Raw genomic sequence first — 13971 nt, forward strand, 5'->3', positions numbered from 1 at the left:
ACAGGAGATTATTTAAAACCAATAGCAGCCAGTCCCACCCAGTGTTTGGTAGTCGCAATGGCAGTTTTACCCATTTTTAAATCCTGCACCGGTATTTCCGGGTGGCTGATTGTCGTTTCATACGCCAGTGGAATTCCTTCCAACGATGCAGCATTGGTAAGCTGCTGAAAACGGTTGGCCACTTTTAATCCCATCGGAACCGAATACCGGCCACACCACGTCCATTTGTATTCTTTGAAATTGTCAGCCTGAACAGTGTAGTTTATAAACTGATCTGTTTTGTCGTTGCTAAGATCTCCGGTGAAACAGTTTGCTATAATTTCGTGCTCGTATTCCATCGCTTTTTCATATCCGATGCTATCGCAGCCAAAGCGGGCGTAATTATTACCACCCCATTCTTCGCAACCATAATGAACTGCATCGGTTGTTATCAGCAGTGCAATATCTTTTCCCCATTCTAATTGCTGAGTGCTTGTAATATCTTTTAATGCCGCAGCAAATGATTCAGCAATGCTGTTCATTCGACCTTTTTCCATGTAAGGAACAAGCACGCTTACTATTTCTGTTGCTTTGTTTTGATGCTGTAGAAATGGAATCATTGACTCTATTGATTGCTCCACAAGTTGCATGCTGTCGTGAACCACATAATATTCGTCCGGCATTTTTTCCATTAACTGCTCGCGAATTGGAGAAACTTTAACGGTTCCATACGGTCCTTGCCAGGCATCGAAACTATCAAATACAAGTTGGTTTTCGAGTTGAAAATTGCGGGCTTTGTGTGCCACTCCAAAAATGATCAGTGTTTTTGCCTTCAGGTTTTTCAGCACTGCAGGATATAACCAGCCGGCGTATGCATAGTCGTCGTGCGGACAGATGGCAGTGCGCCAAACGGTATTTTCTGGTTGCGCTGTTTCTGCTAATTCTTCACCAAACTGCGTTGAAATTCTCGATACGATAGAATCCATCTGCCAATCGAGATGCGCAAAACCAACAGTGTCTACTACAGGACGAATATTTTGTTTCGCCTGTTGTGTTTTTGTGTTAGTGCTACAACTGCAAATCGCAAGCAATGCAAACAGACTGAAAAATAAATGGAGTATTTTCATAGAACAGATTTTCCGCTAACTAAAGATCAGATGCTGATTTTAGCCGACTCAGCTAATCCCCACTCTTCTTTCATGGCAATTCCAAGTTTCTCCAGCTCCGTTAAAATAGGTTCGTAAATGGTTTTAGAAACCGGAATCTGAACACCTTTATCTGTAATTTTTCCATCCAAAATCATTTTAACAGCAATGGCGGCCGGTAAGCCAACTGTTCGTGCAATGGATGTATCTTCTTTGGTAGCAAAATCCAGCAATCGCGATTTCACAACTTCTGTACTTCCGTCGGCATTTTCAACCAAAAACGAGTGGAGCATAATTACCATATCGCGGGCACCTTCGGGCAGCATCATTTTTTTTAGCATCAGATCAGTTACCATGTCAAAGTTCGATCCTTCATCCATTGCTACCATATAATCGCTGAAAAGACCCAACCACTCCATCGCTAAAATAGCTGGACTGTCGATCGGCAATCGCAGGCGTTCAGCAGCTTTCTCTTTTATGTTGGCCGGATATACTTCGAGCTGACGGGCCATAATCTTTTTGTAGGTTTTTCCGGCAAAACTTTGTTTGTCGTAAGTAAAAAGTCCCAAAGATTTCATGGCGTCCATAATCTGGCACCAATTCGGGTAACGGAAAGTGCCGCGGTACATCGTTGCAACATCTTTCAATCCGTAAATATCAATGTATGCCAGCGAGTCGCGATTTGGGTAAACCTCCATTTCACTAACTTCGGGGAAATCAATTTTCAATGGATTCTTAAAAAGGTCTTCTGTTGGTAGCTCAACAACTTTGCCGCCTTTTAAATATTTTGCACCGTTGTTTCCGGCCATGATCACACCTTTTGGCGACCATGAAAATTTGTATTTAAACGGGTTGTTAGTTTCTTCGGGTGCTGCCAGCGCGCCGCATAACGAGTAAAACTCCTTAATCTTGCCACCTTTGTCCTGCACCTTGTCGATAATTCGCATGGCAGTCATGTGGTCAAATCCCGGATCTACACCAATCTCATTCAGAATAATAATTCCCGCTTCTTTTGCTTCCGCATCCAATGCTTTCATTTCGTCGGAAACATACGATGTGGTTACCATGTTTTTTTTGTGTTTGATACACAATTTGGCAACGCTAACATGATGTGCGTATGGCAGCAAACTCACGGTTAAATCGTGCGATGCAATTAACTGGTCGAGTTGAGTAAGATCATCGGTGGTCCATTGCAGCGCATTGCCGTTGGCGCGGTTTCTGATTAATTTTTCGGCTTTTGCAATTGTGCGGCTGGCAATGGTTAATTCTATTTGGTTTTCAAGAATATAATCGGCAAGCGGTTTGGCTACCATTCCGGCGCCAAGTAATAGTACTTTCATCTTATTAAAATTGTTTTTCTAAAAGGCATAAGATGGAACTCGCATGATGGTTATAATGCCTATTTGTGACAATCTTTTTCATGCTCGTTTCATCTTTTCTGCTTTCTGTTGTTTCCAATTATTCAAACGAAATTTTTATGAATTCGTTCGATAATTTTCACCCTGGTTTTTATCTGAATTTATTGTCCTAATTAAAAAGTAAATGGATTTTTAGCTGATTCAATAAATTACTTTTTTTCAGCCCCTTAAGTTGGTGAAAAATTATTTAACAAAAGATGATATCTGCCATTTTTATAAATTATCCTAAAATTCATGGACTTTTGACATAAAATTTCATAAATTGTGCACATGGTACAATCGTATTCATGTCCTGTATTTTTCTATCAAGGCATGCCTGAATGCCTCGATGACGATACGGTTTCACATTAGCTGCAACCGCAGCATTTTTTATTCCACAACTCTTATTGACGCTTGTCAATACTTTTTACTGAATTAGTTCCTTTCAAATCGGTGTCGATAAGACGGATTCGGAATGAAGCGCAACAGCCTGCCTGCATGGTTCGTATAAAACTATGTATGTGCGATTGTGTGTTTTTATGAAATTTTCAAAATGAACTTTTAATATCAAAAGAGATGATCAGTACGAAAGAATCATTAAACGTTGATGAAATGATGCGTGCTTACGATTTTACGCCCGAAACAATACAAACTATTAATAGTGAGGAACTTTTGCCTGCTGGCTTAATTCGCCGACTGCAAAAATGTTATCCTAAGTATTCCCAATTTTCAAAACAAAAGGAACCACTTTTTAAAGGGAAAACACATTATTCAGGATTGATCGGTTTTCGCGAAATTTTGCATGTACTAAAAGCAAATGGTGTAGAGATTGACCGTATAAAAGAACGCGAGTTTTTCCTGGAAGTGTACCGTTTTATGGCTACCAAACATATCCTGAATACCATCGATTGGAGCAACTATAAAAATGATCCGAATTACTACCTGGTATTTCCACAGCCGGATATGATTAACAAAGCAGATGTACAAAAATACCAGGATGCCGAAAGCGATGACGAACGACGGAAAGTTGTTGAAGCGTACCAGTTAAAAACCAATCCGCACGACGGCAAACAGAAGCTGAATAAACCTTTCTTTTACAATGAAGAGGGGCAAATAGAAATTCTGGAAGGTAGCCAGCATAAATATCCGCCAATTAAACTAATTCTGGATGCCGGAACACAAAACTGCTTTGCTTTTTGCACTTACTGTTTCAGGCATGCGCAGGTTCGTGGCGATGAGGACATGTTTGTGCAGCGCGATATCCGCCAGGTGCACAATTACCTGAAAAAACACAAAGAGGTTACCGACATTTTAATTACCGGGGGAGACGCGGGCTACATTTCTTTTAAGCGTTTAAAAGAATACCTCACTCCAATTTTAGAAGATGAAGAGCTACTGCACATTCGCACGCTGCGGATCGGTTCACGGGCTATCACTTTTCATCCTGAGCATCTGCTCACCGATCAATTCAAAGAAATTTTGGAATTACTGAAAATGACCGTTGAAAATGGTGTTCAGGTAGTTTGGATGTCGCACACATCAACACCGCGTGAATTGTTGAATCCTGGAGCAATTGTTGCCATTCAGCGCCTGAAAAAATATGGCATCAAGGTGAAAAGTCAGAGTCCGATTATGAACACGATTAGTTTGTATAAGGATGAAAATGGGAAAGTGGATGTGGATCGTTCGGCACAAAACTGGATCGATTTGGGAAATATTATGGCCATGGTTGGAGTCGGTTTCCATTCGATGTATTGCGCAAGGCCAACCGGCGAGCATCATCATTTTACGGCTCCATTGGCCGACATTACTAAAGTATTCAACAAAGTATATCGCAGTCTGGCGTCGATAAATCGTCCGTCGCGTTACATCACCATGACTTCCTCTGCAGGAAAGACTTCACTGATGGGAACAACTGTGATTGACGGTGAAAAAGTGTTTGTTCTCAAATTCAACGAAGCCCGGAACATGGAGTGGATGGACCGCGTATATTTTGCAGAGTACGATGAGCAGGAAAATACGATAGAAAAGTTAAAGCCATACAAGGCCGACAAATATTTCTACGAAGATGAACTGGAAGAGATTGAAGGAAGGCTGGAAGAGGCGTTAAAAAGAGAATCGTTAAAAATGGCAAGACATGATTAACAAGATCGTGAATTCGGCAAAAGAAGCGGTTGCCGGAATTTTCGATGGAGCAACCGTAATGATCAGTGGTTTTGGTGAAGCCGGCAGCCCGGTGGAATTGATTCACGCATTGGTCGATCAGGGAGCAAAAGACCTGACAGTGGTAAGTAACAACGCCGGAAGCGGTCATGTTGGTCTGGCAGCACTCATCGAAAACCGACAGGTGAAAAAGATTCTCTGCTCTTTTCCACGTACCGCTATTTCTGTTGTTTTTCCCGAGTTGTATCGGGCCGGCGAAATAGAATTGGAGCTGGTGCCGCAAGGGACGTTAGCTGAACGAATTCGTGCCGGAGGTGCGGGAGTTCCTGCATTTTATTCACCCACAACCGTTAACACGCCTTTGGCAGAAGGCAAAGAAATACGTGAGTTTAATGGCAGGCAATACGTGATGGAAGAAGCTATTCATGCCGATTTCGCTTTGGTAAAATGTTCAGCTGCCGATAAATACGGCAACCTCATTTACAACAAAACAGCCCGCAATTTTGGGCCGGTTATGTGTATGGCAGCCAAAACAACAATCGTGCAGGCCAAACAAGTGGTTGAACTTGGAAGTATCGATCCTGAACATGTTGTAACACCGGGAATTTTTGTTCATCGTGTAGTAGAAATTTCCAATCCTGCAGACGAATCAAAATTGGTTGCCGAAAATGTAAAATACCATGGAATCAGACAATAAAAATATAGGATGGAGCACCAGCGAAATGGCGCAAAAAGTTGCCATGGACATTTACGATGGTGCGTATGTAAATCTGGGAATCGGCATTCCTGAAATGGTTGCCGGTTTTATCCCTGAAGGTCGCGAGGTGATCTATCATACCGAAAATGGATTGCTGGGTATGGGACATGTTGCTGAGATTGGTGGTGAAGATCCGGAATTAGTGAATGCCGGTAAAAAATATGTAACGGCTATTCCCGGAGCGGCTTATTTTCATCATGCCGACAGCTTTGCAATGATACGCGGCGGCCACATCGATATTTGTGTGCTCGGTGCTTACCAGGTATCGGAAGAAGGCGATCTGGCCAACTGGTCTACCGGAAATCCAAATGATATTCCTGCAGTGGGCGGTGCCATGGATTTGGTGGCCGGGGTGAAAACCATTTTCGTGATTACAAAACACACCACTAAAACCGGCGAATCGAAGATTGTAAAACAGTGCACTTATCCTTTGACAGGGAAAAATGTGGTGAGTCGCATCTACACGAATTATGCAATAATTGATGTCAGAGATAAACAGCTTTACGTGCGGGAACTGGCTCCCGGAGTGAGTTTTGAGTTTTTGCAAAAACATACTGAAGCAACATTAAATCAGTAAAAAAAGATGGCTAAAAAAGAAAATAGCGAAGAAATCTATAACAAGGCGCGCCAGGTAATAAGTGGCGGTGTAAGCCGGAATACGGTTTTCCGGATGCCTTATCCGAATTATGCCAACAGTGCGTCGGGCTGTTATATTACCGATATTGACGGTACCGTGCGCACCGATTTTGCCAATAACATGGCGGCACTAATTCATGGGCATTCGTTCCCGCCAATTGTCGATGCAGTTATTGAACAGCTAAAAAAAGGAACAGCATACACGCTTGCTTCCGAAATTGAAGTTGCTTTTGCCACTCACCTGATCGAACGCGTGCAGAGTTTTGAGCGTATTCGTTTCATGAATTCAGGCACGGAAGCAGTAATGGCCATGATTAAGGCATCGAGGGCGTTTACCGGCCGGCCAAAAATTGCAAAAGCTGAAGGTGCTTATCATGGCACTTACGATTTTGCCGAGGTCAGTCAAATGGCAGATCCATCGAACTGGGGAAAAGAAGATCGTCCCAGCAGCGTTGCGCTTGCTCACGGAACACCGCCATGTGTAACAAAGGACGTGGTCATTTATCCATACAACAACATTGAGCGAACGTTGAATATTTTGGATAAACATGCTGAAGATATTGCCTGTGTTATCGTCGATCCGGTTCCTCACCGCGTGGGTTTGGTACCGGGGAACAATGATTTTATTGAAGCACTTTACAGCTGGACACGTAAAAATGAGGCCTTGCTGGTTTTCGATGAGGTGGTAACTTTTCGTGTGAATTATGGCGGAGCACAGGAAAATTATAGTGTGAAACCGGATCTTACTTCGTTAGGAAAGATTATCGGTGGCGGATTTCCTGTAGGTGCTGTTGCCGGAAGAGCCGATGTGATGCAGGTGTTCGATCCGCATGAAAAGAATCTTCTGTTGCCTTATTCCGGAACGTTTTCGGCTAATCCGATAACCATGACTGCCGGTTATCAGGCAATGAAATATTATGATGCGGAAGCGGTAAAACAGCTAAATCTACTCGCCGATGTGGCGGTTAAGCAGATTCGTGAAGCCATTAAACTCGCAGATGTTCCGGTTTCAGTAACAGGCGCCGGTTCGATGTTTCGTATGCATCTTCGTCCCGCTCCGCCCACAACATACCGTGAGGCTTATCTGGACAAAGAAGGCAAAAAGCTGGTTAATGAATTATTGGATTTCATGTATTACAAAGAAAATACCTTGATGATCAACACCTTTTCGTGCATGCTTTCAACAGTCATGACACAAAAGGAAATCGATCAGTTAACAGAAGGGCTACACAGGGCTTTCAAAGCACTAAAACCAAAGATTGAAAAACTAAACAAAGTATAACTATGAATGACGTTTTTATTTGCGATGCTATACGCACGCCGGTTGGAAAATATGGAGGTTCGCTGTCTGCGATTCGGGCAGATGATATGGCGGCCATTCCCATAAAAACTTTGTTGGAGCGTAACAATCAGATCGTCCCGGCAGCGTTTGATGATGTGTTAATAGGATGTGCCAATCAGGCGGGAGAAGACAACCGAAATATTGCACGGATGGCTTTGTTGCTGGCCGGAATGCCGGAATCGGTGCCCGGAGTGACGGTGAATCGTTTATGTTCTTCTGGAATGGAAGCTATTGGAATTGCAGCGCGGGCAATAAAAGCCGGTGAGGCGGAGCTGATAATTGCCGGCGGCGCCGAAAATATGTCGCGATCGCCATTGGTAATGCCAAAAGCTACACAGGCTTTTTCCCGAAATGCGGAAATCTATGATTCCACAATCGGCTGGCGTTTTGTAAATGATAAGTTTCAGGAGAAATATGGAACAGATCCGCTGATTTGCACGGCCGAAAATCTGGCCACAGAGTTTCGGATCAGTCGGGAAGATCAGGATCTTTTTGCACACAACAGTCAGCTAAAAACGGCTGAAGCACAAAAAAACGGAGCACTGGCGAGTGAAATAATTCCGGTTTCTATACCACAACGAAAGGGAGATCCGATAATCTTTGAAAAGGATGAACACCCGAGGCTGACTTCCCTTGAAAAGCTGGCATCGTTGAATCCGGTTTACGGTCCGGGAACAACAGTAACTGCTGGTAATGCTTCCGGTATTAACGATGGTGCAGCGGCCGTAATTGTAGCTTCGGAGGCAGCAGTTAAGAAGTTCAATCTGACGCCGAAAGCCAGAATTCTGGGAACTCAGGCTGCCGGAGTGCCACCACGCACCATGGGAATTGGACCGGTACCGGCTACCAATAAGCTTTTGAAACGACTGGCAATGACTTTGGATCAGATGGATATTATTGAATTAAATGAAGCATTTGCAGCTCAATCGCTGGCTTGCATCCGTGAGTTTGGAATGGCAGACGACGATCCCCGATTGAATCCGCTTGGCGGAGCAATTGCACTCGGTCATCCGCTGGGAATGTCAGGAGCACGTTTAGTTACAACAGCAATTTACCAGCTGCAGAATTCAAACTCAAAATACGCGCTTTGTACCATGTGTGTTGGCGTTGGTCAGGGAGTTTCAATAATCCTGGAAAAAGCTTAAAAAACGTGCGAATGAAGCTTATGATATTATAAAACGTATGACCCCTCCGGCCTCCCCAAAGGGGAGGAGAAGTTCCCCCTGGGGGGATTTAGGGGGTCAATAAGAAGAGGAAATATTTACGAAAAACATAAAAATACTACAATGAAAATTGACATCTCAAAAGAATTAAAACAGTTAGGAATTAATGAAGTTAATAATGGTGTTTGCACCGGAACAGAATGGAAAACAACGTCCGGTGCAGCAGTTGAATCGTTTTCGCCATCGGATGGCGAATTGATTGCAACCGTAAATCAGGCAACAGCAGCCGATTATCACGAGGTCGTTGAAAAAGCGAAAGACGCTTTTAAAGTCTGGCGAATGGTGCCGGCTCCGAAACGTGGCGAGATTGTGCGCCAGATTGGGTTAGAACTTCGTAAATATAAGGAGCCACTCGGAAAACTTGTTTCGTACGAAATGGGTAAAATTTATCAGGAAGGTCTTGGCGAGGTGCAGGAAATGATTGATATCTGCGATTTTGCTGTTGGCCAGTCGCGTCAGTTATATGGTTTCACCATGCATTCGGAACGGGAAAAGCACCGCATGTACGACCAGTATCATCCGCTGGGAATTGTGGGTGTGGTTTCGGCCTTTAACTTCCCGGTTGCTGTTTGGGCGTGGAACGCAATGATTGCTTTGGTGGCTGGCGATGTCGTTATCTGGAAACCATCGTCAAAAGTGTTTTTATGTGCCATTGCGGTACACAACATTGTTGCCAAAGTTTTGCAAGAAAACGATGTTCCTGAAGGAGTTTTGAACCTCGTTGCTGCCGGCTCAAAAGAATTGGGCGACGAGTTTTTCAGCGACAAAAATATACCGTTGGTGTCGTTTACCGGCTCAACAAAAATTGGGAAGAAAGTTGGCAGTCTTGTCGGTCAGCGTTTGGGAAAAACCATTCTGGAACTTGGTGGAAACAATGCTATAATAATCACTCCTGAAGCCGATCTGGAAATGGCACTTCGTGCGGTTGTTTTTGGTGCAGTTGGTACTTGCGGTCAGCGTTGCACTTCCACACGCCGCATTATCGTTCACGATTCGGTTTACGAAGATTTCAAAAACCGTTTGATTGCCATTTACGAGCAATTGCCAATTGGTCATGCTTTGGATGAAAAAACACTGGTGGGTCCGCTGGTTGATCGTTGGGCGGTGGATACTTATTTGGCCGCCATTGAAAAGGTAAAAGCTGAAGGTGGAAATCTCCTGATTGGCGGAGAAGTGCTGTCGGGAGAAGGTTACGAGTCGGGTTGTTTTGTAACGCCGAGTATCGCCGAAGTGGAAAATCATTATGAAATCGTTCAGGATGAAACTTTTGCTCCACTGCTTTATATGCTCAGGTATTCGGAACTCGAGGAAGCCATTCGTTTGCACAACGATGTGCCACAGGGATTGTCGTCGGCAATTTTCTCAACGCACATGTTGGAAACCGAGAAATTCCTGTCTCATGAGGGCTCGGATTGTGGAATTGCCAACGTAAATATTGGAACGTCGGGTGCCGAAATTGGAGGTGCTTTTGGTGGTGAAAAAGAAACAGGTGGTGGTCGCGAGTCAGGTTCCGATGCCTGGAAAGCCTACATGCGCCGCCAAACAAATACAATAAATTACAGTACAGAGCTTCCGTTGGCTCAGGGAATTGAGTTTAATGTGTAGTAATATAGTTAGTGATACCCTTACTCAGAGTGAGGGTATCACTAAAAAAGGAATTAGCGAAAAACTATGAAAAACATATTAATTTTTGGAGCCGGTAGGTCGAGCGTATTTTTGCTCACCTACCTGGCCGAACGTGCGGCAAAATATCACTGGCACATAAAAGTTGTTGACGCCGAAGAAAGTGATCTGGCAAAAGCGTTAAAATTGCCTTTTTCCATTTTAAATGTGCGCGATGAATTTGCCCGAGACCAGGAAGTTCGTGCTGCCGATCTGGTAATTTCCATGTTGCCGGCGCGCTTTCATAAACTGGTGATGCAATCATGTCTGAAATTCTCGAAAAGCTTGTTTACCGCTTCGTACGAAAGAAAAGAAATACAACAGGTTGAAGAGGAAGTGAAAAGTAAAGGCTTATTGTTTTTGAATGAATGTGGTTTAGATCCCGGATTGGATCACATGTCGGCTATGCGCGTGATCAACGAAATAAAACAGGAAGGCCATCAGTTGGAGGCTTTTGAATCGTTTACAGGTGGTTTGGTAGCACCCGAATCGGATGATAATCCGTGGCATTACAAATTTAGTTGGAATCCGCGAAATGTAGTGTTGGCCGGTCAGGGCGGACCTGCAAAGTTTATTCAGAAAGGAAAGGTGAAATACATTCCTTACAACCGATTATTTCGCAGAACTGAGTTGATTGAGATTGATGAATACGGCTGGTTTGAAGGTTATGCGAACCGCGATTCGATGAGTTATATCGAAAAATATGGATTGCAGGAAGTTCCCACAGTTTTTAGAGGAACTTTGCGGCGCCCGGGTTTTTGTAAGGCGTGGAATGTATTTGTGCAATTGGGAGCTACCAGTGACGAGTACTACATTGACAATGTGGAAGACATGACTTACCGCGAGTTTATCAACTCCTTTTTGTATTACCATCCTGCTACGGTCGATCTGAAATTGTATCATTCAATGCAAATTCCGATGGACTCGGAGATCATTCCAAAGCTGGAGTGGTTAGGTATTTTTGAGAACCGGAAAATAGGTTTAAAACGCGCCACTCCTGCCCAGGTAATGGAAAAGTTGCTTTCGGAAAAATGGCAGTTGATGCCTGAAGACAAAGATATGGTTGTGATGTGGCACAAGTTTGAATACCTGGATCGCGACACTAAGGAGAAAGTGGAGAAGAACAGTTCGTTGGTGGTTATTGGCGAATCGGGAGAAAAAACAGCCATGGCAAAAACAGTTGGTTTGCCGCTTGCCGTTGCAGCAAAATTGTTTCTTACCGACAAATTAAACCACTGCGGAATTTATATACCAACGCATCCCGATATCTACGAACCCATTTTAGATGAACTGGAAGATTTTGGAATAAAATTCACCGAAACGGAGAAAGGGTTGGTAGGTCAGGGAAATGTGGTTTAAAAGGAGAGACTTCTCCTTATTTTACCAATTTTAACACGGATAAAACGGCACAGTGGTCGGAAGCGATTTCGTCGCAAATAACTTTAGTTTCTACCACTTGCCACTTTTCGGCAGGCCTGAAAAATATGTAATCGATTTTGATTTCAGGATCGTCGGATGGATAAGTTAAGGCTCCCTTTTGATCGCTTGCAGTCCAGTATTTATTTAGGATTGAGATTGGCTCGCTGTTGGGAATCGCATTTAAATCGCCGGCTAAAATCGATGGGTATTTGCATGATGCGAAAACCTCGTTAATTGTATTTACCTGATCAATTCTGTCGGAGCTGGTTTCCTGGTGCTCCAAATGCGTTCCGATAAAACTGATCGTATCGCCCGATTCCAGTTGCACCAGTACTTGCAGTGCCGCGCGTGGTTCATTTTCCGGGGAATGAGGAAGTGGAACATTTTGGCTCGAAAGAATGGGCATTTTTGTCAGGATCCCTTCTCCGTATCCGCCACCATCGTATGGCATGGCAATACCAAATAACGGTGACATTTTAGTTCTCCATCCTAATTCGGTAACCAAATCGTAGTTTCGGGCACGATTAGTTTTAAAGTCAACCTCCTGCATGGCTACCAGATCGGGGTTTGTATTCCTAATTACCGATGCGATCTTGTCCAAATCAAAATCGCCTTTGGTTGTTGCTCCGTGCAGAATATTGAAAGTTAATACTCGAACCGTTATTTCATTCTCTGAAGTGTTTTGTGCAGAAAGTGCATTGAATGTAAAAACAATAGTAAGTATAGAAAGTAGCAGTTTCGTAATTTTCATAGATCATAAATTAGCGGTGTGAAGTTAGAGATTAAATTTTTGAAATTCCATTTTTAATATAACTTTGATTTCAAACAAACTTTACCTGAAATGATGACCAAAAAAATCAACTTATCCGCGTTTATTTTCTTCTTTTTTATATTGGTTTCGTGCCAGAGTGAGCAGCAAAACTGGACACATTTTCGTGGTTCGAATATGGATGGCCATGCCAATGTAGAAACTGCTCCGCTGCATTGGAGCGATACTGAAAATGTAGTTTGGAAAGTGCCCGTAAAAGGATTGGGCTGGTCGTCGCCTGTTGTTTTTGATGGGCAGGTTTGGGTGACTTCGGCTGAAGAAGATGGAACCGAATTTTATGTCAGTTGCTTTGATCTGAATTCCGGTGAACTTTTATCTGAAAAAACATTGTTCAACTCTGAGGAGCCGCAGCGTATTCATCCCACCAACTCGTATGCAACGCCAACACCGTGTATTGAAAAGGGTAGAGTTTACGTGCATTACGGAAGTTTTGGAACGGCCAGTATCGATACCAAAAGTTTTGAAGTGATCTGGAAACGCGATGATATGCCTTGCGAACACATGCAGGGACCGGCTTCATCGCCAATAATTTACAAAGATAAATTGATCGTGCATTTGGAAGGAACTGAAGATCCTTACGTGGTTGCGCTGGATAAAGAAACAGGAGAAATAATCTGGAAAAGTGTTCGCCCAAAAGAAATATACGATCCGTTGCAACCGGTTTTTAGGAAATCGTACCAAACGCCGATTGTGGTTACTGTTAATGGAAGAGATTTACTGATCAGCAACTCGTCTTTTATGTGTTTTGCCCACGATGTAAATACCGGCGAGGTGATTTGGACTTTTCAGTATGGCGATGATTCAACGGTGAGTCAGCCTTTGTTTTATAATGGTCTCGTTTTTATAAATTCAGGATGGATATTTGAAGATGGAAAACCAAATTTTACGCGTGAGTTTGCTATCAATCCGACAGGAAAGGGCGATGTAACAGAAACGCATCAGGTTTGGATGTACGAAGACGAGGTGCCACAAATTCCAACGCCGGTAATTGTCGACGATAAAATGTACATGGTTCACGATCGTGGAATGGTAACTTGTTTGGATGCAATGACCGGAAAAGTTATCTGGAAAGAAAAATTAAGAGGCAATTTTAATTCGTCGCCGATTTATGCTGGTGGAAATATTTACTTTATCAATGTAAAAGGATTTTGTACAATCATAAAACCCGGCGATTCATTTGAAAAAGTTGCCGAAAACGATCTCGGTGAAACAGTAAAAGCAATACCTGTTTTTGTTGGCGACAAAATGCTTTTACGAACACAAAACAACCTTTTTTCAATTAAATCAGTGAGACTATGATTTTGTTTGCAAAATCATTTAGCTGAACTGATCCCGAGCGAAGTCGAGGGATCTCATCGATTTTTAATCCCCGCATCCTGATACAAAGAGCATCATTAATAGATTTTTTTATAAAAAAAT

Annotated in this window: 11 protein-coding genes; 8 read left to right on the top strand and 3 right to left on the bottom strand. The window is 43.1% G+C overall.

Translation table 11 applies throughout. The features are described from left to right. Window positions 1-8 precede the first annotated feature (8 nt). The gene (amrB, locus tag QZ576_RS02820; protein WP_297093880.1) at window positions 9-1106 is read right to left on the bottom strand and encodes an AmmeMemoRadiSam system protein B; all 1098 of its coding nucleotides are present in this window, start codon (window positions 1104-1106) and stop codon (window positions 9-11) included. A gap of 26 nt (window positions 1107-1132) precedes the next feature. Then, entirely contained in the window at window positions 1133-2464 is a 1332-nt protein-coding gene (locus tag QZ576_RS02825) for a saccharopine dehydrogenase C-terminal domain-containing protein (protein ID WP_297093881.1), read from the bottom strand. Between the two features lie 633 nt (window positions 2465-3097). Between QZ576_RS02825 and QZ576_RS02830 the strand changes: the two genes are divergently transcribed. The 7 genes from QZ576_RS02830 (at window position 3098) to QZ576_RS02860 (ending at window position 11663) form a co-directional block, all read left to right on the top strand. Next, entirely contained in the window at window positions 3098-4666 is a 1569-nt protein-coding gene (locus tag QZ576_RS02830; RefSeq protein WP_297093882.1) for a hypothetical protein, read from the top strand. After that, entirely contained in the window at window positions 4659-5381 is a 723-nt protein-coding gene (locus QZ576_RS02835) for a 3-oxoacid CoA-transferase subunit A (protein WP_297093883.1), read from the top strand. The genes QZ576_RS02830 and QZ576_RS02835 overlap by 8 nt, the downstream gene beginning before the upstream one ends. After that, window positions 5365-6018: a 3-oxoacid CoA-transferase subunit B gene (locus QZ576_RS02840; protein WP_297093884.1), complete on the top strand. Its 654-nt coding sequence runs from the start codon at window positions 5365-5367 to the stop codon at window positions 6016-6018. Before QZ576_RS02835 ends, QZ576_RS02840 begins: the two co-directional genes overlap by 17 nt. Window positions 6019-6024: 6 nt before the next feature. Further along, window positions 6025-7359, top strand: a complete 1335-nt coding sequence (locus tag QZ576_RS02845; protein WP_297093885.1) for an aspartate aminotransferase family protein — start codon at window positions 6025-6027, stop codon at window positions 7357-7359. Between the two features lie 2 nt (window positions 7360-7361). Then, window positions 7362-8564, top strand: a complete 1203-nt coding sequence (gene pcaF / locus QZ576_RS02850) for a 3-oxoadipyl-CoA thiolase (RefSeq protein WP_297093886.1) — start codon at window positions 7362-7364, stop codon at window positions 8562-8564. A gap of 141 nt (window positions 8565-8705) precedes the next feature. Beyond that, the gene (locus QZ576_RS02855; protein ID WP_297093887.1) at window positions 8706-10247 is read left to right on the top strand and encodes an aldehyde dehydrogenase family protein; all 1542 of its coding nucleotides are present in this window, start codon (window positions 8706-8708) and stop codon (window positions 10245-10247) included. Window positions 10248-10313: 66 nt separating this feature from the next. Next, window positions 10314-11663 (top strand): saccharopine dehydrogenase C-terminal domain-containing protein, encoded by a 1350-nt coding sequence (locus QZ576_RS02860; protein ID WP_297093888.1) that lies wholly within the window; start codon window positions 10314-10316, stop codon window positions 11661-11663. Window positions 11664-11679: 16 nt separating this feature from the next. Here QZ576_RS02860 and QZ576_RS02865 read toward each other — a convergent pair whose 3' ends face one another. Continuing rightward, window positions 11680-12474, bottom strand: coding sequence for an endonuclease/exonuclease/phosphatase family protein (locus tag QZ576_RS02865; protein WP_297093889.1), 795 nt, complete (start codon window positions 12472-12474; stop codon window positions 11680-11682). A 90-nt stretch (window positions 12475-12564) separates the two neighbouring features. On the opposite strand from QZ576_RS02865, the gene QZ576_RS02870 reads away from it, so the two are divergent. Then, on the top strand, window positions 12565-13851 hold the full coding sequence (locus QZ576_RS02870) for a PQQ-binding-like beta-propeller repeat protein (RefSeq protein ID WP_297093890.1): 1287 nt from the start codon (window positions 12565-12567) through the stop codon (window positions 13849-13851). The last annotated feature ends 120 nt before the right edge of the window (window positions 13852-13971 follow it).

Origin of the sequence: uncultured Draconibacterium sp., from assembly GCF_913060805.1 — a bacterium.
Classification (GTDB): domain Bacteria; phylum Bacteroidota; class Bacteroidia; order Bacteroidales; family Prolixibacteraceae; genus Draconibacterium.

Coding starts and splice junctions, on each gene's coding strand:
- amrB (WP_297093880.1), bottom strand. CDS start 1,106: ATGAAAATACTCCATTTATTTTTCAGTCTGTTTGCATTGCTTGCGATT.
- QZ576_RS02825 (WP_297093881.1), bottom strand. CDS start 2,464: ATGAAAGTACTATTACTTGGCGCCGGAATGGTAGCCAAACCGCTTGCC.
- QZ576_RS02830 (WP_297093882.1), top strand. CDS start 3,098: ATGATCAGTACGAAAGAATCATTAAACGTTGATGAAATGATGCGTGCT.
- QZ576_RS02835 (WP_297093883.1), top strand. CDS start 4,659: ATGATTAACAAGATCGTGAATTCGGCAAAAGAAGCGGTTGCCGGAATT.
- QZ576_RS02840 (WP_297093884.1), top strand. CDS start 5,365: ATGGAATCAGACAATAAAAATATAGGATGGAGCACCAGCGAAATGGCG.
- QZ576_RS02845 (WP_297093885.1), top strand. CDS start 6,025: ATGGCTAAAAAAGAAAATAGCGAAGAAATCTATAACAAGGCGCGCCAG.
- pcaF (WP_297093886.1), top strand. CDS start 7,362: ATGAATGACGTTTTTATTTGCGATGCTATACGCACGCCGGTTGGAAAA.
- QZ576_RS02855 (WP_297093887.1), top strand. CDS start 8,706: ATGAAAATTGACATCTCAAAAGAATTAAAACAGTTAGGAATTAATGAA.
- QZ576_RS02860 (WP_297093888.1), top strand. CDS start 10,314: ATGAAAAACATATTAATTTTTGGAGCCGGTAGGTCGAGCGTATTTTTG.
- QZ576_RS02865 (WP_297093889.1), bottom strand. CDS start 12,474: ATGAAAATTACGAAACTGCTACTTTCTATACTTACTATTGTTTTTACA.
- QZ576_RS02870 (WP_297093890.1), top strand. CDS start 12,565: ATGATGACCAAAAAAATCAACTTATCCGCGTTTATTTTCTTCTTTTTT.